This window comes from Achromobacter sp. ACRQX, from assembly GCF_022346505.1.
In the GTDB taxonomy this organism is placed as follows: Bacteria; Pseudomonadota; Gammaproteobacteria; order Burkholderiales; family Burkholderiaceae_B; genus Achromobacter; species Achromobacter animicus.
The window spans coordinates 1-25,223 of record NZ_JAKRML010000034.1 but is presented as its reverse complement, the minus strand read 5'-3'; the positions used below and the strand labels follow the sequence as shown (position 1 = coordinate 25,223).

The following is a 25,223-nucleotide window of genomic DNA, read 5'->3' as shown; positions in this document are numbered from 1 at the left end:
CGCCCGCGTTCAGTATTTGTCCGACGTACCCGTGAACGCCACGCCAATCCGCAGCAACGCATAAGACGCCGCATCGATCCACCGCCGCACGAAACCCCGGCGCTGGTAATCCAGCGGCCGGATGAAGCGTCCGCCCTCGCGGATGGCGGTTTCCAGGCGCTCCTGCAGGTCCCAGGCGAACGGCTGGCTGTCGACCACGACATTGGCCTCGCGCGCCAGCAGCAGGCTGAAGGGGTCGAGGTTCGATGACCCCACCGTCGCCACGTTGTCGATCACCGCGACCTTCGCGTGCAGGTAGCTCGGCATGTACTCGTAGATCTCGATGCCGTCGCGCAGCAGCTTGTCATACAGCGAACGCGTGGCGTGATACTGCATCCGGTATTCGACCTTGCCCTGCAACAGCAGCCGCACGCGCACGCCGCGGGCGGCGGCCTTGGCCAGCGCGCGGCGAAAGCGCACGCCCGGAAAGAAGTAGGCATTGGCGATCAGGATGTCGCGCCGCGCGCGCGAGATGCCGAACAGATAGGCACGCTCGAATGTCCTGCGAAAGCGCAGGTTGTCGCGCAGCACCAGCGCGGCGCGCAGCATGCCGCCAGGCGGCGCAGGAACATCGCGCGGCTTGAGCAGCTGCAACCGATGCCAGTCGCGCGGATGGCGCCGCAGGCGCGCCCAGTTCAGGCGCACCCACAGGAGATCCTGCGCATGGGCCGCCTGCGTGACGAGCGGGCCTTCGACCTGAACGGCGAAGTCGAAACGCGGACCGGTCAGGCCGTCGGTGGGATCCAGGTCATCGTAGTCGTCGATGACGTTGATGCCGCCGATGAAGGCCATGCGGCCATCGATGATGGTGACCTTGCGATGCAGGCGCCGCAGGCGGCTGCGCGATGGCACGAAACGCGCGAACCAGCGCGGCTCGGGCCGGAAGATGCGGCACTGCGCGCCTGCATTGGTCAGCGCAACGCGCACGCGCTCGCCGTGCAAGGCGCTGCCAAAGCCATCCAGGACCACGCGTACCTTGACGCCGCGGCGCGCGGCCGCCGACAGGCACTCCAGCACCTTCGTGCCGGTGCGGTCGAGCATGAAGATGTAGGTTTCCAGGTGCACGCTGACCGTGGCCGCGTCGATCGCCGCGCACAGCGCGGGAAAGAAGTCGGCGCCGTTCTGGAGCAGACGGATATCGTTGCCCTGCACCCACTCCAGCCTGTCCTGCTCGTCCTTCACGGGAGTTCCAGCTCCGCGAGCAAGGGCGAATGATCGGACAGCTTGGCCCACTCGCGGCCGCGCAGCACCCGGGCGCTGCGCACGGCAAAGCCGCGCTGGTAGATGCGGTCCAGGCGGAACCACGGGAACACGGCGGGAAACGTGCGCGGCGGCGGCGCCAGCAGCCGGGAGCTGCCGTCCATGCCAAGCTGGTTGTTGCGCTCCATGACCGAGACGCCGCTGCTGGGCAAACCGCGCAGGGCGTTGGACAGCCGCTTGACCGAGTCGCGCAGGCGCGGCAGGTCGCCGCCATGGCTGCGCGGGGCGTGCGAAAACACTTCGTACAGCCCAAGCTGCTGCACGAACATGGGCGCCAGCCGGTCATTCCAGTCGTTGAAATCGCCGGCGATCAGGATGGGCTCGCCGTCGGGCACCATGCGCTTGATGCGCTCGGTCAGCGCCAGGATCTGGCGGCTGCGGCTGCCGGCAAAGAGGCCCAGATGCACCACGAAGCAATGCACCGCCCGATCGCCCACATCGATGCGCGCGTGCAGCAGCCCGCGTTGCTCGAGGCGATGGTCGGAAATGTCGAGATTTTCGTGGTCGAGGATGGGATAACGCGACAGCAGCGCATTGCCGTGGTCGGTGGCGTGGCGGATGGCGTTGCGGCCATAGGCCACATCCAGCCGCAATGCCGCGGCCAGGGACTCGTGCTGAGCGTCGAGCAGCGACTTCTGCTCGTTGCGGCCCTGGACCTCCTGCAGGAAGACCAGGTCAGGGCGAAGGCCATACAGGCCCAGGCGAAGTTCATTCAGGGAGTCGCGCCGGCCTAGTGCCGAACGGCCCTTGTGTATGTTGTAGCTGACGACTCGGATGAGCGACATGGAAGCAATGGCGCCTTTCAAATCTTGGGAACCACCGGCCGGGTCCCGGTAGGTCCTCTGGCCAGCCGCCGCCGTGTTTGGCGGCGTTAGCCAGATTACTCCATTTCAGCCGGGTGTTCCCATCTTTGCGGCATGCGGTCACGCCAGACTGACTGATCAGACACTTGAAACCTGCTCATGATTCGGGCGTGGCGCCCAGTGCGGATCGTGCTTCAAGCAGACCGCCGCGGATCCGGCGCTGCCGGTCCGCCAGCGGCCCCCGTGAAGAAGGCCGCCGGGGGGGAGCGCCAACGGCGCTCCGGCGCTTTACGCCTTTTCGACGTTGCGCAGGCGGATGTGCAGCTCGCGCAGTTGCTTCTCGTCGACTTCCGACGGCGCTTGCGTCAGGAGGTCCTGGGCGCGCTGCGTCTTCGGGAAGGCGATCACGTCGCGGATCGATTCGGCGCCGGTCATCATCGTGACGATGCGGTCCAGGCCGAAGGCGATGCCGCCGTGCGGAGGCGCGCCGTACTGCAGCGCGTCCAGCAGGTAGCCGAACTTCTCGCGGGCTTCCTCGGCGCCGATCTTCAGCGCGCGGAACACCTTGCTCTGCACTTCCTCGCGGTGGATACGGACCGAGCCGCCGCCGATTTCCCAGCCGTTCAGGACCATGTCGTAGGCCTTGGCGAACGCCTTGCTGGGATCGGATTCCAGGAAGTCTTCGTGGCCGTCCTTGGGGCTGGTGAACGGGTGGTGGGCAGCGGTGTAGCGACCGTCTTCCTCGTCGTATTCGAACATCGGGAAGTCGACCACCCACAGCGGCTTCCAGCCGGCCGTGAACAGACCCGTCTTCTTGCCGAACTCGCTGTGGCCGATCTTCACGCGCAGCGCGCCGATGGCGTCGTTGACGACCTTCTCGCGGTCCGCGCCAAAGAAGATGATGTCGCCGTCCTGGGCGCCCGTGCGCTTGACCAGTTCGGCCAGGGCAGCGTCGTGCAGGTTCTTGACGATGGGCGATTGCAGGCCGTCGCGGCCCTTGGCCACTTCGTTGACCTTGATGTAGGCCAGGCCCTTGGCGCCGTAGATGCCGACGAACTGGGTGTAGGCGTCGATCTCGCTGCGCGACATTTCGGCGCCACCGGGCACGCGCAGGGCGACCACGCGGCTGCCGGGCGCCGTGGCGGCGGCGGCAAACACCTTGAAGTCCACGTCGCGCATGACGTCGGTGATATCGGTGAACTCGAGCTGCACACGCAGATCGGGCTTGTCCGAGCCGTAGCGGCGCATCGCTTCGGTCCACGGCATGATCGGGAACGGCGACGGCAGGTCGACGCCCTGCACCACCTTGAACACGTGGCGGATCAGGTTTTCGAAGATTTCACGGATTTCGAATTCGTTCAGGAACGAGGTTTCGCAATCGATCTGGGTGAATTCCGGCTGACGGTCGGCGCGCAGGTCTTCGTCGCGGAAGCACTTGGTGATCTGGTAGTAGCGGTCAAAGCCCGAGACCATCAGCATCTGCTTGAAGAGCTGCGGCGATTGCGGCAGCGCGAAGAAGTGGCCGGCGTTGACACGCGAGGGCACCAGGTAGTCGCGCGCGCCTTCCGGCGTGCTCTTGGCCAGCATCGGCGTTTCGATGTCGATGAAGCCCAGCTCGTCCAGGAACTTGCGGGTTTCGATGGACACGCGGTAGCGCAGCATCAGGTTGCGCTGCATCTGCGGACGGCGCAGGTCCAGCACGCGGTGCGTCAGGCGGGTGGTTTCCGACAGGTTGTCGTCATCCAGCTGGAACGGCGGCGTGACCGACGCGTTCAGGATCTCGACTTCCTTGCAGAGCACTTCGATTTCGCCGGAGGCCAGTTCAGCGTTGGCCGTGCCGGCCGGACGCTCGCGCACCAGGCCGGTGACGCGGACGCAGAATTCATTGCGCAGGCGCTCGGCGGTGGCGAAGGCGGCGTTGTCCGGATCGAACACGATCTGCGCCAGGCCCGCGCGGTCGCGCAGGTCGATGAAGATGACCCCGCCGTGGTCGCGGCGGCGGTTCACCCAGCCGTACAGGGTGACGGTCTGGCCGAGATGGTCACGGCAAACCTGGCCGGTGTAGCAGGTACGCATGCGGGATGACTCCGTTTTGTGCTTGGTGTGTAAGGGTTACGAATCGGCGCGGGGTGCGTCCTGCACGCCCGGCGCCGGAGAGAGCGCAGCCGGCCGGACCACGGGCGTTGCCCCCGGGACCGGGGCGACCACGCCCATGGAAACGATGTACTTCAAGGCCGCGTCCACGCTCATCTGAAGGTCGACGACCTCGGCGCGAGGCACCATCAGGAAAAAGCCGGATGTGGGGTTGGGGGTCGTCGGCACGTACAGGCTGATGTGGTCGCCAGGCAGGCTGGCGGCCACTTCACCGCTGGGCGTGCCGGTGACGAAAGCGATGGTCCAGGCGCCTGCCCGCGGATACTGAACCAGCACCGCGCGGCGAAACGCCTGGCCGTTGGGGGCAAGCACGGTATCGCTGACCTGCTTGACCGAGTTGTAGATGGAACGCACGAGCGGGATGCGGCCCAGCAGGCTTTCCCACTGGTCGACCATGGTGCGGCCGATCAGGTTGGCGGCGAAGACGCCCGTCAGAAGCACCACCACGATCACGAGGGCGAAGCGGAAACCGGGAATGTCCAGTCCGAACAGCGATTCGGACGACAGGAAGCCGGGCACGAACCCTTCAAGGGTGGCGACCAGCAGTCCCAGTACCCACACCGTGATGACCAGGGGAACCCAGATCAGCAGCCCGGTGATGAAGTACTTCTTGATGACGCGCATCCGCATCGCGATGCGCTCTAGGAAGCGGCGCTGCCGGCAGCAGGCGTCGCCGGGGCGGGGGCTGCGGCAGGCGCGGCAGCCGGCGCGGCGGCGGGCGTGGCGCTTTCAGCGGAGGCCGGGGCGGCGCCCGGGCTGCTGCTGTTGGCGCCGCTGCTGCTATTGCCGCTGCCGTTGTTACGGAAGTCCGTGACATACCAGCCGGAGCCCTTGAGCTGGAATCCAGCCGCGGTCACCTGCTTGGAAAACGTGCTTTGGCCGCATTCGGGGCAAACCGAAAGCGGCGCGTCGGAAATCTTCTGCAAGACGTCTTTGGCATGGCCGCAGGCGCTGCACTTATAGGCGTAGATGGGCATCGAGGGCTCCCAGGCGCAAGCCCGGCATATCAAATTCCGCCTGCTGCCGCGCGCGGGCGCAAGGCTCGGCGGCTGGGCAAGGCCGGAAAAATACGGGAAAGTCTTGAATTTTAGCGGTTTTTCATAAAGCGTCGGTGTCCGCCCCACCCTGCCGGCCGCAAGCCGGCGCCCGGGGCACGGCCTGCCCGGTGCGGGCGGCCTTTCCCTACACGGGAAGCAGGAACATCACGGCGGCCACCAGGGTCGGTCCCAAGGCGCACAGGAACAGGCGCCCGGACGAAATGCTGCCATCCGGGAAATGGTTCTTCAGGATCGCGAAACCGGCCGGATTGGGCGCGTTGGCGATCACCGTCAACCCGCCGCCCGTGACCGCGCCGGCCACCAGCATGTAGCGCCAGGCCTCGCTGGTGCCTTCCACGAGCGACCCCAGATAGGTGAGCGCCGCGTTGTCGGTAATAGCTGTCAGGGCCGTCGCGCCCCAGAACAGGACGAAGGGCTCCAGCCCGCCAAGCAGTCCCTGCAGCCACCACTTCTGCAATCCGCCCAGCACCACAAGACCGGCCAGGAAGAAACCGACCATCAGGCCCTCCTTGATCATCAGGCGGTCCTGGTGCCGCTTGTAGGCCTCGGAAAAGCCGATGAACATCATCAAAAGGCCCAGGAAGATGGCCGGATGGTGCGCGGTCAGCACGATGGCGACCAAGAACACCAGATGCACCAGGATCACGATGGCGGGCACCGGCGCGCGCTTGCCCGCGCCGTCCGGCGCATCGACGCCGCCGCGCGTGCCCACCGCGCCTTCGAGCAGCGCCTTGCGGCAGATGAACGTCAGCAGGCCCGCATTCAGGCACACCGCCAGCGCCGCGCGCCAGCCGAAGTGCTGCAGCATGAAGGCCGAATCCCAGCCGAACGTGCCCGCCACCATCAGGACGGGCGGCGCGGCGTAGGAGGTCAGCACGCCGCCGATGGACACGTTCACGAACAGCACGCCCAGCGTCAGATACTTGAACCCGGCCCGGCCGCTGCTGCGAAAGTACGCGTCGCGCAGCAGGATGGCGGCCAGCGTCATCGCGGCGGGTTCGGTGATGAACGAGCCGCCCAGCGGCACCAGGGCCATCACCACGAAAAAGGTCGAGAGCTCGCGCGGCATGGGCAGCGCCCGCGCCACGATGCGGACCAGCAACCCCACCAGCTCAAGAATCGGCCGGCTGGCCGCCACCACCATGATGACAAAGACGAACAGCGGCTCCGTGAAGTTGCGCGTGTCCATGTAATCGATGGCGGCCGACGGTCCGGCCAGCGCGGCCATGGTCACGATCAGCGCAAAGGCCCAGACGCCGAAGACGGCCTCGACCTCGGAAAACAGATGCCAGAAGCCCGCGTGCGGCCCGCCCCGATGCGCCAGGCGCGCAAAGAAGGGAACCGAAAAGGTGTGGAGGACCGCCACGGCAAACAGGATGGTGGCGATGACCTCTAGCGTCTGGGGCATTTGCGGCAATTCCTATGACGCCCGGCGGAGGGGTGTTCCGGCGGGCTTGTCGGACAAGCGTCGCAATATAGCCCAGCGGCTGGCCGGTGTAACGCAGGGTCAACACTGATCCCTGCCGCCTTTTCTACGCGATCGGGGCCGGCGGTTCGGCGCCCGCCTGGGCCGCCTTCATCTCCATCAGCAGGCTGTGCAGCATCTCGGTGGACAGGCCGTGCAGCACCAGCCGGTAGCCTGCACGCAGCGTAGACATCGGCACCAGCGGATGGCTGTTGTTGACCAGGATCAGGTGCTGCGGCGCGCCCAGCAGCTTGGCCGCATAGATGCCCACGGTCTCATCGAGCTGCAGCGAATTGGCCGCGCGCCAGAAGTCGTTGTCGGTCAGCAGCAGTTGATACAGCGGCGTGAACAGCTCGATGGCGCTTTGCAGGTCCAGGAAGTTCAGCTTGCCTTGCGGCATGTCCTCCAGCCGGATCGGCGGGTCGCGCAGCATGGAAAAGTCCACGGTCTGCGGCGCATGCATCTCCACGCCCGCATCCCGCAGCGCCTGGTTCAGCCGGATGACGAAGTTGAAGAGATTCAGGTCGTGCTTGACGAACAGATCGTCCTTCAGGTCGTCGATCGTCATCGGCTCGAGCGGCGTCGTGGTGATCGGCACCGGCGAGTTCGCCGCGATGAACGCCAGCGCCTGCGCCCCCAGATGAAAATGCCGCAGGATCAGCCAGTTGGCCTCGGGCGACACGAACCGCTTCAAGCCCCATGCCAGGATGCGGTGCAGCACCCGGGAATGCGACCAGCGGCGCGGCAGGAACGTCTTGACGATCTGGATCAGGATGATGAAGGCCCGCGCAAGCGGCCGCAGGAACGGCAGCAGGTACTGGCGCGACGCGCAGCTGGAATCCGTCAGCCAGGCCTTCTTGACCTTGTCGGGCAGCGGCGTGCTGCGGTCCAGGTACAGCGCGAGCCAGGGGCTGGGATCCGCCGGATCGTGCTCCCGGGCAAGGAATTCGGGCGCCTTGTTCATGCCGCGTCCGCCTCCATCACGTGATGAAACTGCATCAGGTAAAGCGCCGCCGTGCGGCGCGCGGTGTCAACGATGCGCTGCTCGGCGCGGCCATCCTCGTCGCAATCGAGCGCCAGTTCCACGGCCGACAGCCAGCGCGCCAGATGGTGTTCATCGTTGTGGCCGTGGTACTCCAAAAAGCGGAAGGCGTCGGGCGGCAGCTTCAGGCTGGCCTTGAGCAGCGGCAGCAGCGCCGGCACGATGCGCTGCCCCGTGCCTTCGATGATGTAGATGGCGCCCAAAAGACCGATCGGATCGCGCGTGGCGGCCAGGCTGTGCAGGTAGGCATTGAGCGCCTCGCCGCCGGGATTGCGGCGCAGGGCATCAATGCTGTCCACCGTGCCGCCCGCGGTGCGGTAGTCGTCGAACAGTATCTGGAAGTCGTTCTGCTCTTCGCCCGCGTGCATGTCGATCAGCGCGGCCAGCGGCGCGTATTGCTCGGTCAGCGACGCGGCGCCTTCGCGCATCCACTTGCTGCCTTCGCGCACCTGCGGAATCCAGTTCTCCATCCACGTCAGGTAATCCGTGGTCTGGAATTGGCGGTTGCGCAGGCGGCGGACCACCGGCGTGCGCCACACGCGCGAGCGGTAGTCGTGCCAGATCGCCGCGAGTTCGGTCAGAAGCTGGCCCAGGCCTTGCGGCGCCATGTCGGGATCGTGCGGCGGCGCGATAGCGTCGGCGTCGGCGGACGCCGCGTCTTCGCGCGCAGCGGCGCCCGGCGTAGCGACGCCAGGAGTAACGACGCCCGGAGTGGCGACGCCCGACACGTCTGCGGCCACCGCCGGCTGGGCGTGCACCGCTTCGGCTTCCAGCAGCATGTAGGCCGCCATGAAGCGCCCGGACTCGGGGATGTAGCAGAAGATCTGTTCGCCGAGCTTGACCTCCCGCGTCTCCAGGAACTCGGCCAGCATGATCATGATGGAGGCGGCGCCTGTGTTGCCGCGCCACGCCAGGTTGCTGAACCAGCGCTCGCGCGGGATCACCAGGCCGGCCTTCTCCATCAGGTCTTCCACGACCGGGATGAATTTTTCCGATGAGTAATGGCACAGAAAGTGATCGACCTGGTCCGGATCCACCCAGCCGTCGCGCACCAGCTTGGCGTACTCGTGGATGCCGATGTCGAACAGATGCGGCAACAGGCGGATGTCCTGGCGCAGCGACAACGCGCCATCGGCCTCGGCCTCGTTCCAGGACGGGTAGTCCAGATGCCCCTTGCTCCGGTCGGCCGACAGCCCCAACTGCATGCACACCGGATAGTCGCCGGAGAACGAGCGCTGATGCACCCACTTCAAGCGCAGGCGCACGCCCTGCGACGCGCCGGGCAGCGGCCGCTGGCCATTTCCCAGCAGCACCGCACCGGCGCCGTCCGACAGCATCCAGCGCAGGAAGTGCGCGTCGAAGTCGGCGTCGTAGCCGCGCGCTGCAAAGCGCGAGCGCTTGAACAGGCGCGACGGCAGTTCGCTGGCCACGGCCAGCGCGCTGGCATGCGCGCCCAACTCGACGCCTTGCGCGGCCGCCTGGATCGCCGACACGCCCGCGGCGCAGATGCCATGCACTGACAGCGTCTCCATCGGCGGCGCGGCCAGCTCGCCCTGGATCATGTTGGAAAAGCCCGGCATCAGCGCATCGCCGCCGGACGAACCGCTGGCCAGCATCGACACGGCCGACAGGTCGGTGTCATGGCGCCGCAGGCAATCGCGAATTGCGTTGGCTGCAAGCTGCGCATTCGAGAACACGGTCGCGCCATCCCGATCGATCGCGTAGTAGCGTTGCTTGATGCCGTTCTCGGCCAGGATGCGGCTCTTGATCCGGCTGGACATGCGGTTCAGCGGCGCGATGTAGTCGTCCATGGCTTCGTTGGACACGGGCTCGCCCGGCATGAAATAGCCGGCGCTCTCCAGGTAGACACGATGAAACGCAATGGGCATGACGGATCTCTGGTTGGGAAATGGGGGTGTACGGCGCTAGCGGAGGTGCTCGGGCGCCATGCAGGAACGGCTGCGAAAGCGCGGCACGAAAGCGCCCAGCACGAAGGTGCGGAACATATAGGGCACCAGGCCGCGCTCGTTCAATTCAGCACGCACGCGGCTGCGGTAGTAGTCACGATGCAGGCCGGTCAGCTCGGACCAGTGCGCGCGCGGATGCTCGTGGTGCGCGGTGTGCAGGCCGATGTTGAACAGCAGCGGATTGACCAGCCCCTCGAAATTGCGCGCGTAGTTCAGGCCCGCAACGTGCCGCGGTCCGCCGTCCGCATGCGCGTGCTGCAGATAATTGGTGGCCAGCAGCCAATGCAGGCCGTGCAGCTGCGGCACGATCACGAACACCAGCGCCTTGACCGGGTTCACCGCGATCAGCCCGGCCCACAGGCCCAGCCACGCGCCGTACTGCGCCATGCAATAGCGAAAGGCGCCCGGCCAGTGTCTGCGCAGCCGGCCCAGCCACGCGAAAAACAGGGGATACAGCACCCAGGCCGCTTGCACGGGATGGATGACGTAGCCCCACAAATGGTTGGTGTCGCCGCCAAACCGGTACGTGCGCGCCACATCGCGCTCGCCATGCTTGTAGCGGTGATGATTGGCCACATGGGCCGGATAGAACACGAACGTCGGATGGCCCTGCAGCAGCGTGATCCAGAAGTCGGTGATGCGGTTGGCCCAGCGGCCGCGCCACATCCGGATGTGCGTGTGGTTGTGATGGATGACGCCGATGCCCAGCGTCAGAAACAGCATCAGCGCATAGGCCGGCCACCAGAACCCGTTGAACCACTGCCAGGCCGCCAGCAGGGGCAGCGCAGCCAGATAGGTCAGGCTCTGCCAGTCCCGCCGGTTGCGCAGCGTGGGCAGCGCACGCCGCGGGCCGCTCTGGCCATTCGGGCCGATCCTTGCCGCCACTATGCGGAGCCTCGCAGGCCGGCGCCGGACTCGCGCTGCCGGTAGGCTTCCAGCTGTCGCTCGGCGGCTTCCGCCCCCAGCCGCGTGCGGAACAGGCGATCCATGAAGGTGAACTGGAAGCCGTAGTTGCCGTTGTAGCAGGCGTGGTGCAGATGGTGCCGGCGGCTGGCGGCGAACCAGTGCGCGTACGAGACCTTGGGAAAGAAATCGTAGTTGGCGTGACCGATGCAATTGAAGAACAGGCTAAAGAGCGGCACCGACAACAACGACCAGAAGCTGAAATCGTGCACCACCATGGGCAGCAGGATCACGTTGCCCAACATCAGCGCCTCGATGGGATGAAAGCTGTACGTCGAGAACGGCGTCGTCACGACCGAGCGATGATGCGGCAGGTGAAAGCGGCGCAGAAGCCGCGTGTGCAGCAGCCGGTGGTTGATCCAGAAATGCACGTCGTTCCAGGCCACCAGCGCCAAGATTTCCAGCACGATCTGCTGCCAGCTCGCGTCCGGGTCCAGACGCGCCCACCCTAATTGCAGAAGGCCCCACGGAAAGATCATGCCGGTGCCGAACAACAGGATCGACAGCCCTGACTGTGCCAGCTCGCGGCGCAACTGGCCCGGCGCAAGCGGCCGCGGATCGAGCGGCCGGCCCAGCCCCAGAGCCGGCAGGATGTGCCGGGTCAGCAACCAGGTGGCCGCGCCAAAGACCAGGTAGATGCCGCCGAAGAAGAGCAGCCCCGCCAGCATGACCTGCCAGGCGGACAAGGCTTCAAAAGCTTGGCCCATGAAGGTTTTATGTCACCCCGAAGAATGGCCGCATCATAAGCAATCCGTCAGCTTCCCGGTAGGCGATTTATTACCAATTGAATCCGGACGCCACAAAGCGCTCACGCCGCGCGCAGGGTGACGCCTTGCGCCGGAAACTGGCGGTCCAGCGCGTCCACGGCGGCGCCCAATCGCGCCGCGAGGGCTTCACTGGCCGGCAGCATGGGCAGGCGCAGTTCGTTCGACAGCAGCCCCTGCCGCGCAAGCTCCGCCTTCAGCGGACCGGGATTGGGCTCGCCGAACACCAGCTGGATCACCGGCGCCAGCGCATGGAACAGCGAACGGGCTTCGTCCAGCCGCTGCGCCCGCACCGCGCGGTGCATCGCCACGAAGAGATCGGGGCGCACGTGCGCGGCCGCGGCGATCATGCCGGTGGCGCCCAGGCACATCGCGGACAGCGATTGCAGATCTTCGCCGGCCAGGACATTCATCTGCCCATCGCTGATCAGCGCCACCGTCTTGTCCAGCGAGCCGCCGCAATCCTTGATGGCGGAGATGTTGGGATGCGCGGCCAGCGCCAGCAGCGTGGGCGTCTCCAGCGTGGTGCCGGTCCGGTACGGAATGTCGTAGAGCACCAGCGGAAAGCGCGAGGCATCGGCCAGGCAGCGGAAGTAGGCCGCGGCCCCTTCCTGGCCCGCCCGCACGTAGTACGGCGCGGGCGCCAGGATGCCGGCCAGGGGACGCGTGCCAAACGCCGTCAGCCGATGCAGCACGTGACCCTGATGATTGCCCGCCAGCCCCATCATGATGGGTAGGTCGCCCGCCTCCGTCAGCACCGTATCCAGCACGGCAAGCTGTTCGGCATCGTCCAGTGCCGCGGCCTCGCCCGTGCTGCCGCACACGACCAGTCCGTCCACACCCGCGGTCACGTAGTGGCGCACCAGGCGGCGCAGCGCCCCGCCGTCGACATGGCCGCCGGAAAACGGCGTGACGAGCGGCACCCAGACGCCCTGGAACAGAGATTGTTGAGATTGCATGAGAACACTCCTTCGTATGGACCGTTGGGGGACCGTACAGAAGTGCTCGGGAGGTCAGGGGGTGCGCGCGGAGGCGCCAAAGCGCCGCCAGGAGGCCGCTGTTCCGTCGCCCATCTGACGGAACAGCATGCTCCGGTCAGATGAGCGGCTGTTTTTTGGATTTCAGGCCGGCGGCAGCCAGCACCACGCCAAGGGCGCGGAGGTGGCTAGCAGTCTGGTGGGCCTGATGAATCATGGATGAGCGGGACGCGATATGCGGCGGATGCAGAAATCTACCGGGCGGGCGCGGCGGTGTCAACGCGGCGGCACGCCGTACTGCCGGCCGCGCCGCAGGCAGGCGTTCAGCTGAGCGCCGCCAGGAACACCGCGCACAGCGCTTCCATGCCTTTGCGGTCGTCTTCGTCGAACCGGTCGGGCACGGGGCTGTCCACGTCCCACACGCCGATCAGTTCGCCCTTGTGCACCAACGGCACCACGATTTCGGATCGCGAGGCCGCGTCGCAGGCGATGTGGCCGGGAAAGGCATGCACGTCCGGCACGAGCTGCGTCTGACGCTGGCTGGCGGCCGCGCCGCACACGCCGCGATTGAGCGGAATGCGCACGCACGCGGGCTTGCCCTGGAACGGGCCCAGGACCAGTTCCGTGCCGTCGAAGAAGTAAAAGCCCACCCAATTCAGGTCGGGCAGTGCCTGGAACGCCAGCGCGCTCAGGTTGGCGGCGTTGGCGATGCGGTCGGGTTCGCCTTCCAGCAGCGCGCGCGCCTGCACGGTCAGTTCGGCATACAGGGCGGCCTTGGAATCGGCGACGATGGGAGCGGCTTCGAACATGAAAATGTAACTGTACTGGCGGTTATCGATGCAGGTGATTTTAGGGGTTCCACCCGATAAAAGGGCCGGGCTGTTACCGTGTGGGACAATACTTTGTTGTCAAACGCATCAACCGACCCACCCTTCTTGATCAAGAAGCACTCCATGGACAAGCCCCTCGAACCTGCGTTTTCCTTTTCGGAACGCGCCCTGCAACTCACCAGCTCCGCCATCCGCGAGATTCTCAAGGTAACCGAGCGCCCCGAAGTCATTTCGTTCGCAGGCGGCCTGCCCGCGCCCGGCGGCTTCCCGGTAGAAGTGGTGCGTGCGGCATTCGACAAGGTCCTGTCCACCAACGGCCGCGCGGCCCTGCAATACGGTCCCACCGAGGGCTACGCGCCGCTGCGCAAGTGGGTCGCCGATGACCTGACCGCGGCCGGCGCCGACATCGCCCCGGACCAGGTCCTGATCGTGTCCGGCTCGCAGCAGGCGCTGGATCTGCTGGGCAAGGTGCTGATCGACAAGGACAGCAAGGTCCTGGTCGAAGACCCCAGCTACCTGGGCGCGCTGCAATCGTTCAGCCTGTACCAGCCGAACTTCGTGCCGGTGCCCACCGACGAAGGCGGCCTGATCCCCGAAGCCATCACGCCCGAACTGGCTGACGGCGCCCGCTTCCTGTACGCCCTGCCCAACTTCCAGAACCCGACCGGCCGCACGCTCAACCTGGAGCGCCGCATCGCGCTGGTCAAGCGCGCCGCCGAACTGGGCCTGACCATCGTCGAGGACGATCCCTACGGCGAACTGCGCTACGCCGGCGAGCCGCAGCCCGGCCTCATCGCGCTGGCCAAGGAATACGGCGCGAACGTCGTGCGTCTGGGCACGTTCTCGAAGGTGCTGGCCCCGGGCTTGCGCCTGGGCTACATCGCTGGCGGCCGCGCGCTCATCAACAAGCTGGTGCAGGCCAAGCAGGCAACCGACCTGCACACGCCCACGCTGACCCAGATGGCCGTGTACGAGATCGTCAAGGACGGCTTCTTGGCCGAGCACCTGCCGAACGTGCGCGAGATCTACCGCGCCCAGGGCAGCTGCATGCTGGACGCCATCCAGAAGGAATTCCCGTCCACCGTCACCTGGACCAAGCCGGAAGGCGGCATGTTCATCTGGCTGACGCTGCCCGAGCACATCGACAGCACCAAGCTGCTCGAAAAGGCCATCGCGCAGAACGTGGCCTTCGTGCCCGGCGCGCCGTTCTACAGCGGCGAAGGCAAGCGCAACACGCTGCGCCTCAGTTTCGCCACCGTGCCGGAAGACAAGATCCGCACCGGCATCGCCATCCTGGGCAAGCTGCTGAAGGCGGAATGACAACGTCCGCCGTCGTCCCTTGAAGGGGCGGCGCGCATGCCTTGATGACCGATCGGCCGGGCGCGATGCCCGGCCGTTGTTTTATGCTGTCGGCTTTCCCGACCACTTGTGACCGTGACAGTGAGCGCTTCGCAACAATCCCCCGCCGATCTCAGTGACATCGTCTTCACCGACTGGGTCGAACGCTGGCTGCCGAAGTCGTGGCGGCCTTACGCGCGGCTGTGCCGCCTGGATCGCCCCATCGGCACCTGGCTGACCCTGCTGCCGGCCATTGCCGCGCTGGTCCAGGCCGCGGGCGGCCTGCCCGACCTGCAACGCCTTATCGTCTTCTCGCTGGGCGCCCTGCTGATGCGCGGCATCGGCTGCACCGTCAACGACATGTGTGACCGCGACTTCGACAAGCACGTCGAGCGCACGCGCTTCCGTCCGCTGACCAGCGGCCAGCTGTCGATGAAGAACGCCGTGTGGTTCCTGCTGGGCCAGCTGCTGGTCTGCGGATCGCTGCTGTTCTTCCTGAATGACATGAGCCGCTGGCTGGCCGTGGCCGTGCTGCCCTTCGTCTTCATCTATCCGCTGTGCAAGCGCGTCACCTACTGGCCGCAGGTCGTGCTGGGCATCTGCTTCAACTGGGGCATGCTGATGGCCTGGTCGGACACGCAGAACCACGTGCCGCTCGCCGCCATCGCCATGTGGCTGGGCGCGGTGCTGTGGCAGGTGGGCTACGACAGCATCTATGCCTACGTCGACGTGCGCGACGACCGCAGCGTGGGCCTGCACTCGACCGCCATGCGTTTCGGCGATCAGGGCAAGCTCTGGATCGGCGGGTTCTATCTGGGCACCGTGTTGCTGTGGGCCTGGGGCGGTTATGCCATCGGCCTGTCGTGGGCCTATCAGGTCGGCATGGTCGCTGTGGCCGCGCATCTGGCCTGGCAGTTGAAGGTGTTCGACATCCAGCATCCCCACCGCAATTTCATGCTGTTCCGCGCCAACCTGTGGCTGGGCGCATTGCTGGTTGCCGCGGCATTGGCGGGCACGTTGATCCGCTGATGCGGCGCGGATGAAGCGGCGCGCAAACGCGACATGGCGACGTCTGCGCGTCCCGCGCTTTCGAGCCGCACTTTCGGGCGGTATTTTCGAGCGGTACTTTCGGGCGGCACTTTCGGGCCGTGCATTTGCGGGATTGACGGCCTCAGGCGATGATGGGCCTTCCGCCCCACGTCACGGAGTCACCGCATGCCTGCAATGATCAAATCCCTGACCACCGCCGCCGCCGTGTGCGCCCTCTTCGCCACGCTGCCCGCACAAGCCGCCACCGATTGCGCCCCGCTGCGCGGTTGCGCGGCCAAGTTCTGCCACATCGAAAACGACATTGCCGCCGCGCAGGCGCAGAACAACTCGCGCCGCGAGGCGGGCCTGCGCAAGGCGTTGTCCGAAGCCAAGGCAAGCTGCACCGACAGCCGCCTGCAGTCGCAGCGCGAGGCTGACGTGCGCGAGAAGCAATCCAAAGTGGCCGAACGCCAGCAAGAGCTGACAGAGGCGAAAGCCAAGGGCAAGCAGGACAAGATCGACAAGGCCCAACGCAAGCTTGAAGAAGCACAGGCCGAATACAACGACGCGTTGGCCGACCTGAACCGCTGACCTGACGTGCCCGCGAGCCAGGGCGTCGCGCGCGCTGGCCGCCGCTTATCTCCCACTCTCCTGCGGCCGCTCCCTCGCCGCGCCCCCTCCGATGTCTGCCTCTGCCTGCCCCGAGCCGGCCGCGCGCCCATTCTTGCAGTTGCCCTCCCCTTCGCCGGCGGGCCGACCTCCGAGGCCCGGAAATCTGACGCGTCACACAATGGAAATATCGCCACCCATGGCGCCAACATGGACAATCCAAACCGATTAGCCATGATTTTGGAAAGATGTTTTCAGGTAATAAGGGTTTATCCCAGGGTTGTTTAGGCACAGAATGCCTCTCATCGGGACACAGCAAGCGAGCCCCAGGCAGTCAGGCCTGGGGCTCGAATCCCAAGCTCACAAGACTCGGAGGTCTGCCATGAAAACCCTTGCTACCGCACTGATGCTGTCCATGTCCGTTCTGGCTGCCGGCGCTCAAGCCGCCGAAGCCGACCAAGCCCCCACCCGCGCTCAAGTTCAAGCCGAGCTGCAACAAGCCAAGGTTTCGGGCCAATACACGTTCGGCGAAGAAGGCTACCCCGCCCCCATCGCTCAACACTCCAGCCTGACCTCGCAGCAAGTTCAAGCCGATCTGGCCCAGGCCAAGAATGCCGGCCAAGTGACCTTCGGCAATATGGACTACCCGCCCGTCGCCGCCTCGGCCTCCGCCACGTCGCTGAGCCGCGCCCAAGTCGAATCGCAACTGGCACAAGCCAAGACCGAAGGCCTGGTGACCTTCGGCAACCTGGACTATCCCCCCCACCTGGGCAGCTAATCCACGGGCCACGCCGGCCGTGAATCGCTACCAGGCAGCCCTCTGGCCACAAGCCAGAGGGCTTTTTCTTTGACGCTTCGACCACTTCAACGGTCATACCGACGTAACTTGAAGCCGATTCGACGGTTTAGCCGCTACAAATCGACAGCACTCCCGCATAGGATGGGGCCACTTCCCTTCCCTCTCATTGCAGGAGCCGCACCATGTCCACGCACACCAAGCCCATCGTTCTGCTGGGCGCCGGAAAAATCGGTTTTGCGATCGCGCTGATGCTGGAACGCAGCGGCGATTATTCCGTCCTCGTCGCGGACCAGGACGCCAGCCGGCTGGCCGTGCTTGCCGAACTGGGCTGCGAAACGCGCCAGGTCGGCGACGATGCCGGCGTGGCGCGCTGCATCGAAGGGGCCTACGCGGTGGTCAATGCGTTGCCCTTTCATCGCGCGATTGCGGTGGCGGGCTTGTGCGCCAAGGCCGGCGTACATTATTTCGACCTGACCGAAGACGTGGCCAGCACGCACGCGATCCAGGCGCTGGGAAAAGACACCGGCAGCGTGCTGATGCCGCAATGCGGGCTGGCGCCCGGCTTCATCGGCATCGTCGGCAACGCGCTGGCGCGCCGCTTCGACACCTTGCTCGATCTGCGCATGCGCGTCGGCGCACTCCCGCGCTATCCGTCCAACAGCCTGCGCTACAACCTGACGTGGAGCACCGAAGGGCTAATCAACGAATACTGCAATCCGTGCGAGGCGATCGTGGACGGCCAACTGACCAGCGTGCCCGCACTGGAAGGCTACGAAACCTTTGCGCTGGACGGCGTGGAGTACGAAGCCTTCAACACCTCCGGCGGCCTGGGCACCTTGCCCGCGACGCTGCTGGGCCGCGCGCGCAACGTCGATTACAAGTCAGTGCGCTATCCCGGCCATTGCAACATCATGAAGCTGCTGCTCACTGACCTGCGCCTGCGCGACCGCCGCGACCTGCTCAAGGACATCTTCGAGTCGGCCATCCCCACTACCGAACAGGACGTGATCGTGATCCAGGCATCGGCGTCCGGCTACCGCCACGGCCGTCTGGAAGAAGAGTCGTATCCGATTCGTGTCTTCGGCGCGGAAGTCGACGGCCACCGCCTGAGCGCAATACAGTTGTCCACGGCCGCAGGCATTTGCGCGGCCCTAGATCTGGTGGCGCACGGCGTTCTGCCGCAGCAGGGCTTCGTGGGGCAAGAGGCGATTGGCCTTGAGGCATTGCTCAACAACCGATTCGGCCGCATTTACGCGGGCAAACCGCTGGCGCTGGCCGCGTGCGCGGTGGCCGATCGCTGAGTCCGTCATCACCGCCGTCATCACAGCCGGCCTCGTCGCCACCAGCGCGCGGCGCTACGTCCAGCCTTCCAGACGCAGCGTCGCGCGCACCAGTCGCTGCTCTTCCTGCTCGATATCCGACAGGCTTTGGCGCACGCTGTCCACATGATCGGCCGCGGCCTTGCGCGCTTGCTCTGGCTGGCGCCCGATCACCGCGTTGAACAGCCGCGTGTGCTGGCGGTCGATCTGGCGCTTCTCGGGCTCGCGGTGGTACAGGTTGTTCACGCACGCGAACACCGATCCCAGCAGCAGATCCGTCAGCGATTGCAGCGTATGCACCAGCACAGGGTTGTGCGAGGCCTCGCAGATCGCCAGATGAAAGGCGTGGTCCAGATGCGCGTGGGTGGCGGTATCGGTGGCGGCGCCCTGCGCGGACACCATCTCGTCATACCGGCGCCGGATCATGATGAAATCGGCCTCGGTCCCGCGGATGGCGGCCAGCCGTGCCGATTCGGCCTCCAGCAGCGACCGCACTTCAAGCAGGTCATACAGCGTGCGCGGCTGCGAATTGAACAGGTGCATCAGCGGCCCGGCGTCCACCTTCGAGATGCGCGCAACGAACGAGCCCTTGCCCTGCGCCGTGTGAATGATCTCGCGGGCGCGCAGCAGCTTCAGGCCCTCGCGCAGCGCCGTGCGCGATACGCCCAGCTTTTCGGTCAGGCGCCGCTCGGACGGCAGGGCCTGGCCCGCCTTGAGGACGCCGTCCAGAATCAGACACTCGATCCGTTCGGCGACTTCATCGGCCACCTGACGGGGCTTTTCTTCAGTTTCCGCGTGCATGCATTCTCCGCGACCAGTGGTATGACCATGCGCGGTCGGCGCTCTCGCGGATCGGCCTTGCCTTGGTAAGTGGCTGATATCAAACCATAAAAATTTATGTTCCGCCCGGGGTGCGCCGCACAAACTGGTATGACCAGCGGGTTTCCGTATGGACATCGGCGCGGTCGCGGACGATGATGTCAGCACCCCTCACCCGGCGCGCCGCGCCGGTCAGCCTGACTCAACGCCAGAGAACCGCATGACTCAACGCATCCAGCACCACGGCCTGCAAGTGGCGGCCAATCTCAGTCAATTCATTGAACAGGAAGCGCTGCCCGGTTCCGGCCTGGAGGCCGACGACTTCTGGCAAGGCTTCGCGGCCCTGGTGCACGATCTGGCGCCCAAGAACCGGGCCTTGCTCGCCGAACGCGATCGCCTGCAGGCCGAACTGGATGCCTGGCATCGCGCCCATCCCGGTCCCATCACGGATCCCGCCGCCTACCGCAAGTTCCTCGAAGGCATCGGCTACCTGCTGCCGCAGCCTGCCACCGTGCGCGCCACCACCGACAACGTGGACACCGAGATCTCGCAGCAGGCCGGCCCGCAGCTCGTCGTGCCGATGTCCAATCCGCGATATGCGCTGAACGCCGCCAACGCGCGCTGGGGCAGCCTGTACGACGCCCTGTACGGCACCGACGCCATCCCTGCCACGCCCGGCGACACGGGCCGCGGCTACAACCCGGAACGTGGCGCCGCCGTCATCGCCCGCGCGCGCAGCTTCCTGGACACCGCGGCGCCGCTCGCGCAGGGCTCGCATGCGGATGCCAAGGGCTACACGGTCGAAGGCGGCCAGCTTCGCGTGGCGCTTGCCACGGGCGCGACCGGCCTGAAGACGGGCACGCAGTTCGTCGGCTACCAAGGCGACGCGTCCGCTCCCACCGCGATCCTGCTCAAGAACAACGGCCTGCATTTCGAAATCCAGATCGACCGCGCCAGCACCATCGGCGCCACCGATGCGGCGGGTGTGAAAGACGTGGTGGTCGAGGCCGCGCTCACCACGATCATGGACTGCGAAGACTCGGTCGCGGCCGTCGACGGCGACGACAAGGTGCAGATCTACCGCAACTGGCTGGGCCTGATGAAGGGCGACCTGACCGAGGACGTCACCAAGGGCGGCAAGACCTTCACCCGCAAGCTCAACGCCGACCGCAACTACACGCGGCCGGACGGCTCGGCGCTGACGCTGCATGGCCGCTCGCTCATGTTCGTGCGCAACGTGGGTCACCTGATGACCAACCCGGCCGTGCTCGATCGCGACGGCCAGGAAATCCCCGAAGGCATTCTCGATGCCGTCGTCACCAGCCTGGCTGCGGTGCAGGACCGCAAGCACAAGCTCAATTCGCGCACGGGCTCCGTCTACATCGTGAAGCCCAAGATGCACGGCCCCGCCGAAGCCGCATTCGCCAGCGAACTCTTCGACCGCGTCGAAGACCTGATTCGCGTGCCGCGCAACACGCTGAAGATGGGCATCATGGACGAAGAGCGCCGCACCAGCGTCAACCTCAAGGCCTGCATCGAAGCTGCCGCCTCGCGCGTGGCCTTCATCAACACCGGCTTTCTGGACCGCACCGGCGACGAGATGCACTCCGGCATGGAAGCCGGTCCCATGCTGCGCAAGGGCGACATGAAGTCCAGCGCGTGGATCACCGCTTACGAACGCAACAACGTGCTGGTGGGCCTGGACGCCGGCCTGCGCGGCCGCGCCCAGATCGGCAAGGGCATGTGGGCCATGCCCGACCTGATGGCCGCCATGCTCGAACAAAAGATCGCGCATCCCAAGGCCGGCGCCAATACCGCCTGGGTGCCTTCGCCCACCGCTGCCACGCTGCATGCGCTGCATTACCACCAGGTCGACGTGCAGGCGGTCCAGCAGGAACTCGAACGCACGAAGCTGGACAGCGTGCGCGACGACCTGCTCAATGGCCTGCTCACGGTGCCGGTCGGCGATCCCGCCAAATGGTCCGCCGCCGACATCCAGCAGGAACTGGACAACAATGTGCAGGGCATTCTTGGCTACGTGGTGCGGTGGATCGACCAGGGCGTGGGCTGCTCGAAGGTGCCCGATATCCACAACGTGGGGCTGATGGAAGACCGCGCCACGCTGCGCATTTCCAGCCAGCACATCGCCAACTGGCTGCGCCACGGCATCACGAACCGCGATCAGGTCACCGAGACCTTCAAGCGCATGGCCAAGGTCGTCGACGGCCAGAACGCGGGCGACCCGCTCTACCAGCCGATGGCTGGCAACTTCGACACGTCGCTGGCATTCAAGGCCGCGTGCGCCCTGGTGTTCGAAGGCCTGACCCAGCCCAACGGCTACACCGAGCCGCTGCTGCACAAGTACCGCCTGGAGTACAAGGCGGCGCGCGCCTGATTCAGCGCCACGCTTGACCAAAGCCGGACGGCAATGCCGTCCGGCTTTTTTTTTCGGGTTTGGGTTTGGATCCGGGCGGGGGGTGTCTTGCTGCCTCATCCCTCCCCGATTAAAAACCCCTTGGTTTTCGCACGGTCGTGCTAAATTTCCGCCATGACAGCAAAAACCGAGAAAAGCGAACTCACCTTCGCGGCCATCGTAAACACGGCGCTCGACATGGCCGCCGCGCAAGGCATGGAAAGCCTCTCGCTGGGCCAGGTCGCCAAGCGGCTCGGCATCAGCAAGAGCGGCGTCTTCTCGCGCGTCGGCTCGCTCGAAGCCCTGCAGCAGGCCGTGCTGGACGAATACGACCGGCGCTTTGTCGAAGCGGTCTTCACGCCTGCCATGGCCTACCCGCGCGGTCTGCCGCGCCTGAACGCGCTGGTGTCGCTGTGGATCGACCGCGCCAGCAATGTCGAAACGCTGACCGGCTGCATCTACGTGGCCGGCGCGTTTGAATACGACGACGTCGACTCGCCGCTGCGGTCGGTGCTGGAACACAACCTGAAGCGCTGGCGGGCCGCGATGGTGCGCACGGTGAACCAGGCGCTCGAAGCCGGCCACTTGCGCCCCGACACAGACCCGCAACAGCTCGTATTCGAGGTCTACAGCCTGATGATCGGCCTGATGCACGACGCCCGGTTCCTGCGTGACCCGAAGGCGCACGAACGCGTGAAGGCCGGCTACGAACGTCTTATCTCCACGTATCGCAGCTTCAAGTACATCGAGTAATCCCCCCGGAGCCGGCGTTGTGCCGGCTTTACTTTCGATTAATTTCGCACGACCGTGCGAATATTGACAGGAGCAGGCCATGTGGATTCTTATTCCGTTAGGCGCGTTAGGCGTATCGTCCATCCTTTGGCGCCAATGGCGCTTGCTGCTGCGCCAGTTGCCCGACCGCGCCGAACACCTCGTGCTGTTCTAAGACCCCGCCCCCCCACCATGCCGCGCACCATTCACCTGCTGATCGTCGACCCGCAAAACGATTTCTGCGACTTGCCCGAGTCGTACCGGCCCCTCGACCCGCTGACCGGCCTGGCGGTTGCGCCCGCGCTGCCCATCGCAGGCGCCCACGCAGACATGCAGCGGCTGGCGCGGTTCATCGACGCCACGGCCCCCGTGCTCTCCTCGATCACGGTCACGCTGGATTCACATCATCGTCTGGACATTGCGCACCCCACATTCTGGCGCGCGGGCAATGGCGACCCGGTCGCGCCCTTCACGCCGATCACGGCGGCGCAATTGCGCGCCGGCGAATTCGTGCCGCGCCATGACGACGACCTGCCGCGCACGCTCAACTATCTGGATGAACTCGAAGCACGCGGCCGCTACACGCTGATGGCGTGGCCGGTGCATTGCGAGATCGGCACGTGGGGTCATAACGTGCATCCCGACGTGCGCGCCGCGTATGGTCGTTGGGAAGAAGAGCGCCAGTTCATCGTGCGCAAGGTGCCCAAGGGCGCCAATCCCTGGACCGAACACTACAGCGCGCTGATGGCCGAGGTGCCCGACGCCGACGATCCGCGCAGCCAGCTCAACCGCGGCTTGCTGGACTCGCTGGACCGCGCCGATCTGATCCTGATCGCGGGCGAGGCCGGCAGCCACTGCGTCAAGGCCACCGTCGAACACCTGGCCGAGCACCTGCCCGGCGGCAACCTGTCGCGCATCGTGCTGCTGACGGACTGCATGAGTCCCGTCGCGGGCTTTGCGAACGCACAGTCGGGCTTTCTGCAACGCATGCGGGATCTCGGCGTGCAGGAACGTACCAGCACCGACATGGCGCGCGCGCTGGCGTAAGACGGCGACGCGCAGTCGGCGCGCCCAAACACAACGGCCGCTTGCGTCAGCAAAGCGGCCGTGAAACGGTGAACAGCGAAGTCAGCGCGTGGCGTTCAGGCGCCGTGTCCCGTCTTGCCTTCGCATTCGACGTAAAGCGCGCTGATCGCTTCGCACAACGCGGGCGGCTGCTGGAACAGGCGAGACACCAGCAAACAGCCCTGGATCGTCGCGAACACCGCCCGCCCCGCTGCTTCGGGCGTCCCGGAAAACTTCAGCGTACCCTGCGCCGCGCCTTCGGCCAGCACGCGGGCCAGCCACGCTTCGTGCGCGCGGAAGAATCCCTGCAGCGCGCCGCGGACCCGTTCCGACAAACTCATCACGTCGGCGGCCAACATGCCGCCCAGACAGAGTTCACCGGAACCGCAGGCGGCGGATTCCATCATCGACAGATATTTTTCAAGCTGCGCCTGCGCCGGCTGCGCGGTGTCGATCCCGCGCACCGCGCCAAGTGCGCGCGTGCTGTAGGCCTCGACCGCTTCGTACAGCAGGTCGTCCTTGCCTGGAAAGTAGTAATGGATGCTGGACGTCTTGACGCCCACATGCTCAGCCAGGTCGCGGTAGCTGAAGCCGTTGCATCCGCGCATGCGGATCAGCTTCTCGGCGTGCGCCAGAAGCAGTTCGCGAGTGGTATTGGAAGTCGGGGTATCCATGGCGGCATATTACCTACTAATAGATCGGTTCGTCATTGGGAGGGTCCCTTATCGGCAGTTACCGAGCGGGCCATTCCATGTCACCGACCGTGCCAGCGGACTCCGGCCGGGACAAGAGTCCCGCCCCCGGGGTCCGCTTTGATTGCCATCTGCTTCAGCCTTGCACGGGCGGGTAGTCGAGTTCACCGCCGTCGGTCAGGCCTTGGGCGCGGGCGGCTGCCAGTTCCTGCTTGACCTGAGCGCGCGTCTTGTCGCCAGCGTGGGCAAAGGCGGTGGCGGCGTAGCCTTCTTCACCGGACACCAGTTCGCCATTGGCGCGGGCGGCGGCGAGTTCTTGCTGCACCTGAGCGCGGGTCACCGTGCTTTGGGTGTTCAGTTCGGGCGGATAGTCCAGTTCGCCGGCTTGGGCAGCGCCGATGAAGGAAGCGGAAAGGATCAGGGCGGAAATGAGGGTCTTCATGAGAAATCTCCAGAATGGTTGAGTTGCTGCAGTTGCTGCGTGGTTGTCGGTTAAAGCTATCTATCTATAGATAGAGGTTTGGTCGAAAAAATCAGCCTTGAACGGGCGGGTAGTCCAGTTCGCCACCGTCGGTCAGACCTTGAGCGCGGGCAGCAGCCAGTTCTTGCTTGACCTGAGCGCGGGTCTTGTCGCTGGTGAAAGCGATCGGGGCAGCGGCGTAGCCTTCTTCACCGAATGCCAGTTCACCGTTGACGCGAGCGGCGGCCAGTTCTTGCTGCACTTGAGCGCGGGTCACCGTGCTTTGGGTGTTCAGCTCGGGCGGATAGTCCAGCTCGCCAGCTTGGGCAGCGCCGATAAAGGAAGCGGAAAGGATCAGGGCGGAAACGAGGGTCTTCATGAGAAATCTCCAGTCAGGTTGGTTTGAAATGCAGTGTTGCGTTGTTGGGTTGAAGCTATCTATCTATAGATAGAGGTTTGGTCGAATAAATCAGCCTTGAACGGGCGGGTAGTCCAGTTCGCCACCGTCGGTCAGACCTTGAGCGCGGGCAGCAGCCAGTTCTTGCTTGACCTGAGCGCGGGTCTTGTCGCTGGTGAAAGCGATCGGG

At 65.6% G+C, this 25,223-nt stretch carries 25 protein-coding genes; 8 read left to right on the top strand and 17 right to left on the bottom strand.

Annotated features, from left to right (window positions below; all coding sequences use genetic code 11):
- Positions 1-9 precede the first annotated feature (9 nt).
- From clsB to MHZ91_RS23875, 12 genes are all read right to left on the bottom strand, one after another.
- On the bottom strand, positions 10-1,221 hold the full coding sequence (gene clsB / locus MHZ91_RS23930) for a cardiolipin synthase ClsB (RefSeq protein WP_175136895.1): 1,212 nt from the start codon (positions 1,219-1,221) through the stop codon (positions 10-12).
- Positions 1,218-2,084, bottom strand: coding sequence for an endonuclease/exonuclease/phosphatase family protein (locus tag MHZ91_RS23925; protein ID WP_175124739.1), 867 nt, complete (start codon positions 2,082-2,084; stop codon positions 1,218-1,220). Before MHZ91_RS23925 ends, clsB begins: the two co-directional genes overlap by 4 nt.
- Before the next feature lie 306 nt (positions 2,085-2,390).
- Complete coding sequence (gene aspS, locus MHZ91_RS23920; protein ID WP_175124740.1) at positions 2,391-4,178, bottom strand: aspartate--tRNA ligase; 1,788 nt, start codon at positions 4,176-4,178, stop codon at positions 2,391-2,393.
- A gap of 36 nt (positions 4,179-4,214) precedes the next feature.
- Positions 4,215-4,880 (bottom strand): DUF502 domain-containing protein, encoded by a 666-nt coding sequence (locus MHZ91_RS23915; protein ID WP_370632979.1) that lies wholly within the window; start codon positions 4,878-4,880, stop codon positions 4,215-4,217.
- 17 nt (positions 4,881-4,897) lie between these two features.
- Entirely contained in the window at positions 4,898-5,233 is a 336-nt protein-coding gene (locus MHZ91_RS23910; RefSeq protein ID WP_218342520.1) for an FmdB family zinc ribbon protein, read from the bottom strand.
- A 205-nt stretch (positions 5,234-5,438) separates the two neighbouring features.
- On the bottom strand, positions 5,439-6,722 hold the full coding sequence (locus tag MHZ91_RS23905) for a putative Na+/H+ antiporter (RefSeq protein WP_218342519.1): 1,284 nt from the start codon (positions 6,720-6,722) through the stop codon (positions 5,439-5,441).
- A gap of 124 nt (positions 6,723-6,846) precedes the next feature.
- Positions 6,847-7,743, bottom strand: a complete 897-nt coding sequence (locus MHZ91_RS23900) for a hypothetical protein (RefSeq protein WP_239216022.1) — start codon at positions 7,741-7,743, stop codon at positions 6,847-6,849.
- The gene (locus MHZ91_RS23895; protein WP_239216021.1) at positions 7,740-9,710 is read right to left on the bottom strand and encodes an iron-containing redox enzyme family protein; all 1,971 of its coding nucleotides are present in this window, start codon (positions 9,708-9,710) and stop codon (positions 7,740-7,742) included. Before MHZ91_RS23895 ends, MHZ91_RS23900 begins: the two co-directional genes overlap by 4 nt.
- A 36-nt stretch (positions 9,711-9,746) precedes the next feature.
- The gene (locus tag MHZ91_RS23890) at positions 9,747-10,673 is read right to left on the bottom strand and encodes a fatty acid desaturase (RefSeq protein WP_239216020.1); all 927 of its coding nucleotides are present in this window, start codon (positions 10,671-10,673) and stop codon (positions 9,747-9,749) included.
- On the bottom strand, positions 10,673-11,458 hold the full coding sequence (locus MHZ91_RS23885) for a sterol desaturase family protein (RefSeq protein WP_175136899.1): 786 nt from the start codon (positions 11,456-11,458) through the stop codon (positions 10,673-10,675). The genes MHZ91_RS23890 and MHZ91_RS23885 overlap by 1 nt, the downstream gene beginning before the upstream one ends.
- Before the next feature lie 101 nt (positions 11,459-11,559).
- Positions 11,560-12,474, bottom strand: coding sequence for a 4-hydroxy-tetrahydrodipicolinate synthase (gene dapA, locus MHZ91_RS23880; protein ID WP_239216018.1), 915 nt, complete (start codon positions 12,472-12,474; stop codon positions 11,560-11,562).
- A 341-nt stretch (positions 12,475-12,815) separates the two neighbouring features.
- Positions 12,816-13,301, bottom strand: a complete 486-nt coding sequence (locus tag MHZ91_RS23875; protein ID WP_175136901.1) for a GAF domain-containing protein — start codon at positions 13,299-13,301, stop codon at positions 12,816-12,818.
- A 144-nt stretch (positions 13,302-13,445) separates the two neighbouring features.
- Here MHZ91_RS23875 and MHZ91_RS23870 point away from each other — a divergent pair, with 144 nt between their 5' ends.
- The 5 genes from MHZ91_RS23870 (at position 13,446) to MHZ91_RS23850 (ending at position 18,398) form a co-directional block, all read left to right on the top strand.
- Complete coding sequence (locus MHZ91_RS23870) at positions 13,446-14,642, top strand: PLP-dependent aminotransferase family protein (protein WP_175136902.1); 1,197 nt, start codon at positions 13,446-13,448, stop codon at positions 14,640-14,642.
- Positions 14,643-14,762: 120 nt separating this feature from the next.
- Complete coding sequence (gene ubiA, locus MHZ91_RS23865) at positions 14,763-15,689, top strand: 4-hydroxybenzoate octaprenyltransferase (protein WP_175136903.1); 927 nt, start codon at positions 14,763-14,765, stop codon at positions 15,687-15,689.
- A 186-nt stretch (positions 15,690-15,875) separates the two neighbouring features.
- Positions 15,876-16,280 (top strand): DUF1090 domain-containing protein, encoded by a 405-nt coding sequence (locus tag MHZ91_RS23860; RefSeq protein WP_175124751.1) that lies wholly within the window; start codon positions 15,876-15,878, stop codon positions 16,278-16,280.
- 400 nt (positions 16,281-16,680) lie between these two features.
- Positions 16,681-17,076 carry a DUF4148 domain-containing protein gene (locus tag MHZ91_RS23855; protein WP_175124752.1) on the top strand — a complete coding sequence of 132 codons (396 nt, stop codon included), beginning with the start codon at positions 16,681-16,683 and terminating at the stop codon, positions 17,074-17,076.
- A gap of 203 nt (positions 17,077-17,279) precedes the next feature.
- Positions 17,280-18,398: a saccharopine dehydrogenase family protein gene (locus MHZ91_RS23850; RefSeq protein WP_239216016.1), complete on the top strand. Its 1,119-nt coding sequence runs from the start codon at positions 17,280-17,282 to the stop codon at positions 18,396-18,398.
- Positions 18,399-18,452: 54 nt separating this feature from the next.
- On the opposite strand, the gene glcC is transcribed toward MHZ91_RS23850, so the two are convergent.
- Positions 18,453-19,217 carry a transcriptional regulator GlcC gene (gene glcC / locus MHZ91_RS23845; protein WP_239216014.1) on the bottom strand — a complete coding sequence of 255 codons (765 nt, stop codon included), beginning with the start codon at positions 19,215-19,217 and terminating at the stop codon, positions 18,453-18,455.
- Between the two features lie 238 nt (positions 19,218-19,455).
- Between glcC and MHZ91_RS23840 the strand changes: the two genes are divergently transcribed.
- The 3 genes from MHZ91_RS23840 to MHZ91_RS23830 all read left to right on the top strand — a co-directional run bounded on the left by MHZ91_RS23840 (position 19,456) and on the right by MHZ91_RS23830 (position 23,466).
- Positions 19,456-21,630 (top strand): malate synthase G, encoded by a 2,175-nt coding sequence (locus MHZ91_RS23840; RefSeq protein WP_175136907.1) that lies wholly within the window; start codon positions 19,456-19,458, stop codon positions 21,628-21,630.
- A 153-nt stretch (positions 21,631-21,783) separates the two neighbouring features.
- Positions 21,784-22,401: a TetR/AcrR family transcriptional regulator gene (locus tag MHZ91_RS23835; protein ID WP_056327123.1), complete on the top strand. Its 618-nt coding sequence runs from the start codon at positions 21,784-21,786 to the stop codon at positions 22,399-22,401.
- A 210-nt stretch (positions 22,402-22,611) separates the two neighbouring features.
- Complete coding sequence (locus MHZ91_RS23830) at positions 22,612-23,466, top strand: cysteine hydrolase (RefSeq protein WP_218342512.1); 855 nt, start codon at positions 22,612-22,614, stop codon at positions 23,464-23,466.
- A 95-nt stretch (positions 23,467-23,561) separates the two neighbouring features.
- Here MHZ91_RS23830 and MHZ91_RS23825 read toward each other — a convergent pair whose 3' ends face one another.
- The 4 genes from MHZ91_RS23825 to MHZ91_RS23810 all read right to left on the bottom strand — a co-directional run bounded on the left by MHZ91_RS23825 (position 23,562) and on the right by MHZ91_RS23810 (position 25,219).
- Positions 23,562-24,158, bottom strand: coding sequence for a TetR/AcrR family transcriptional regulator (locus MHZ91_RS23825; protein WP_175124757.1), 597 nt, complete (start codon positions 24,156-24,158; stop codon positions 23,562-23,564).
- Between the two features lie 154 nt (positions 24,159-24,312).
- Positions 24,313-24,618: a DUF4148 domain-containing protein gene (locus tag MHZ91_RS23820; protein ID WP_175124758.1), complete on the bottom strand. Its 306-nt coding sequence runs from the start codon at positions 24,616-24,618 to the stop codon at positions 24,313-24,315.
- Between the two features lie 91 nt (positions 24,619-24,709).
- Complete coding sequence (locus MHZ91_RS23815; protein ID WP_175136911.1) at positions 24,710-25,015, bottom strand: DUF4148 domain-containing protein; 306 nt, start codon at positions 25,013-25,015, stop codon at positions 24,710-24,712.
- 90 nt (positions 25,016-25,105) lie between these two features.
- Positions 25,106-25,219, bottom strand: coding sequence for a DUF4148 domain-containing protein (locus MHZ91_RS23810; protein ID WP_370647868.1), 114 nt, complete (start codon positions 25,217-25,219; stop codon positions 25,106-25,108).
- Between the last annotated feature and the right edge of the window lie 4 nt (positions 25,220-25,223).

What these genes read in the sequence shown, in the direction of transcription:
- MHZ91_RS23925 (WP_175124739.1), bottom strand. Translation starts at nt 2,084, where the DNA reads ATGTCGCTCATCCGAGTCGTCAGCTACAACATACACAAGGGCCGTTCG.
- aspS (WP_175124740.1), bottom strand. Translation starts at nt 4,178, where the DNA reads ATGCGTACCTGCTACACCGGCCAGGTTTGCCGTGACCATCTCGGCCAG.
- MHZ91_RS23915 (WP_370632979.1), bottom strand. Translation starts at nt 4,880, where the DNA reads ATGCGCGTCATCAAGAAGTACTTCATCACCGGGCTGCTGATCTGGGTT.
- MHZ91_RS23910 (WP_218342520.1), bottom strand. Translation starts at nt 5,233, where the DNA reads ATGCCCATCTACGCCTATAAGTGCAGCGCCTGCGGCCATGCCAAAGAC.
- MHZ91_RS23905 (WP_218342519.1), bottom strand. Translation starts at nt 6,722, where the DNA reads ATGCCCCAGACGCTAGAGGTCATCGCCACCATCCTGTTTGCCGTGGCG.
- MHZ91_RS23900 (WP_239216022.1), bottom strand. Translation starts at nt 7,743, where the DNA reads ATGAACAAGGCGCCCGAATTCCTTGCCCGGGAGCACGATCCGGCGGAT.
- MHZ91_RS23895 (WP_239216021.1), bottom strand. Translation starts at nt 9,710, where the DNA reads ATGCCCATTGCGTTTCATCGTGTCTACCTGGAGAGCGCCGGCTATTTC.
- MHZ91_RS23885 (WP_175136899.1), bottom strand. Translation starts at nt 11,458, where the DNA reads ATGGGCCAAGCTTTTGAAGCCTTGTCCGCCTGGCAGGTCATGCTGGCG.
- dapA (WP_239216018.1), bottom strand. Translation starts at nt 12,474, where the DNA reads ATGCAATCTCAACAATCTCTGTTCCAGGGCGTCTGGGTGCCGCTCGTC.
- MHZ91_RS23875 (WP_175136901.1), bottom strand. Translation starts at nt 13,301, where the DNA reads ATGTTCGAAGCCGCTCCCATCGTCGCCGATTCCAAGGCCGCCCTGTAT.
- MHZ91_RS23870 (WP_175136902.1), top strand. Translation starts at nt 13,446, where the DNA reads ATGGACAAGCCCCTCGAACCTGCGTTTTCCTTTTCGGAACGCGCCCTG.
- MHZ91_RS23860 (WP_175124751.1), top strand. Translation starts at nt 15,876, where the DNA reads ATGCCTGCAATGATCAAATCCCTGACCACCGCCGCCGCCGTGTGCGCC.
- MHZ91_RS23855 (WP_175124752.1), top strand. Translation starts at nt 16,681, where the DNA reads ATGAAAACCCTTGCTACCGCACTGATGCTGTCCATGTCCGTTCTGGCT.
- MHZ91_RS23850 (WP_239216016.1), top strand. Translation starts at nt 17,280, where the DNA reads ATGTCCACGCACACCAAGCCCATCGTTCTGCTGGGCGCCGGAAAAATC.
- glcC (WP_239216014.1), bottom strand. Translation starts at nt 19,217, where the DNA reads ATGCACGCGGAAACTGAAGAAAAGCCCCGTCAGGTGGCCGATGAAGTC.
- MHZ91_RS23840 (WP_175136907.1), top strand. Translation starts at nt 19,456, where the DNA reads ATGACTCAACGCATCCAGCACCACGGCCTGCAAGTGGCGGCCAATCTC.
- MHZ91_RS23835 (WP_056327123.1), top strand. Translation starts at nt 21,784, where the DNA reads ATGACAGCAAAAACCGAGAAAAGCGAACTCACCTTCGCGGCCATCGTA.
- MHZ91_RS23830 (WP_218342512.1), top strand. Translation starts at nt 22,612, where the DNA reads ATGCCGCGCACCATTCACCTGCTGATCGTCGACCCGCAAAACGATTTC.
- MHZ91_RS23825 (WP_175124757.1), bottom strand. Translation starts at nt 24,158, where the DNA reads ATGGATACCCCGACTTCCAATACCACTCGCGAACTGCTTCTGGCGCAC.
- MHZ91_RS23820 (WP_175124758.1), bottom strand. Translation starts at nt 24,618, where the DNA reads ATGAAGACCCTCATTTCCGCCCTGATCCTTTCCGCTTCCTTCATCGGC.
- MHZ91_RS23815 (WP_175136911.1), bottom strand. Translation starts at nt 25,015, where the DNA reads ATGAAGACCCTCGTTTCCGCCCTGATCCTTTCCGCTTCCTTTATCGGC.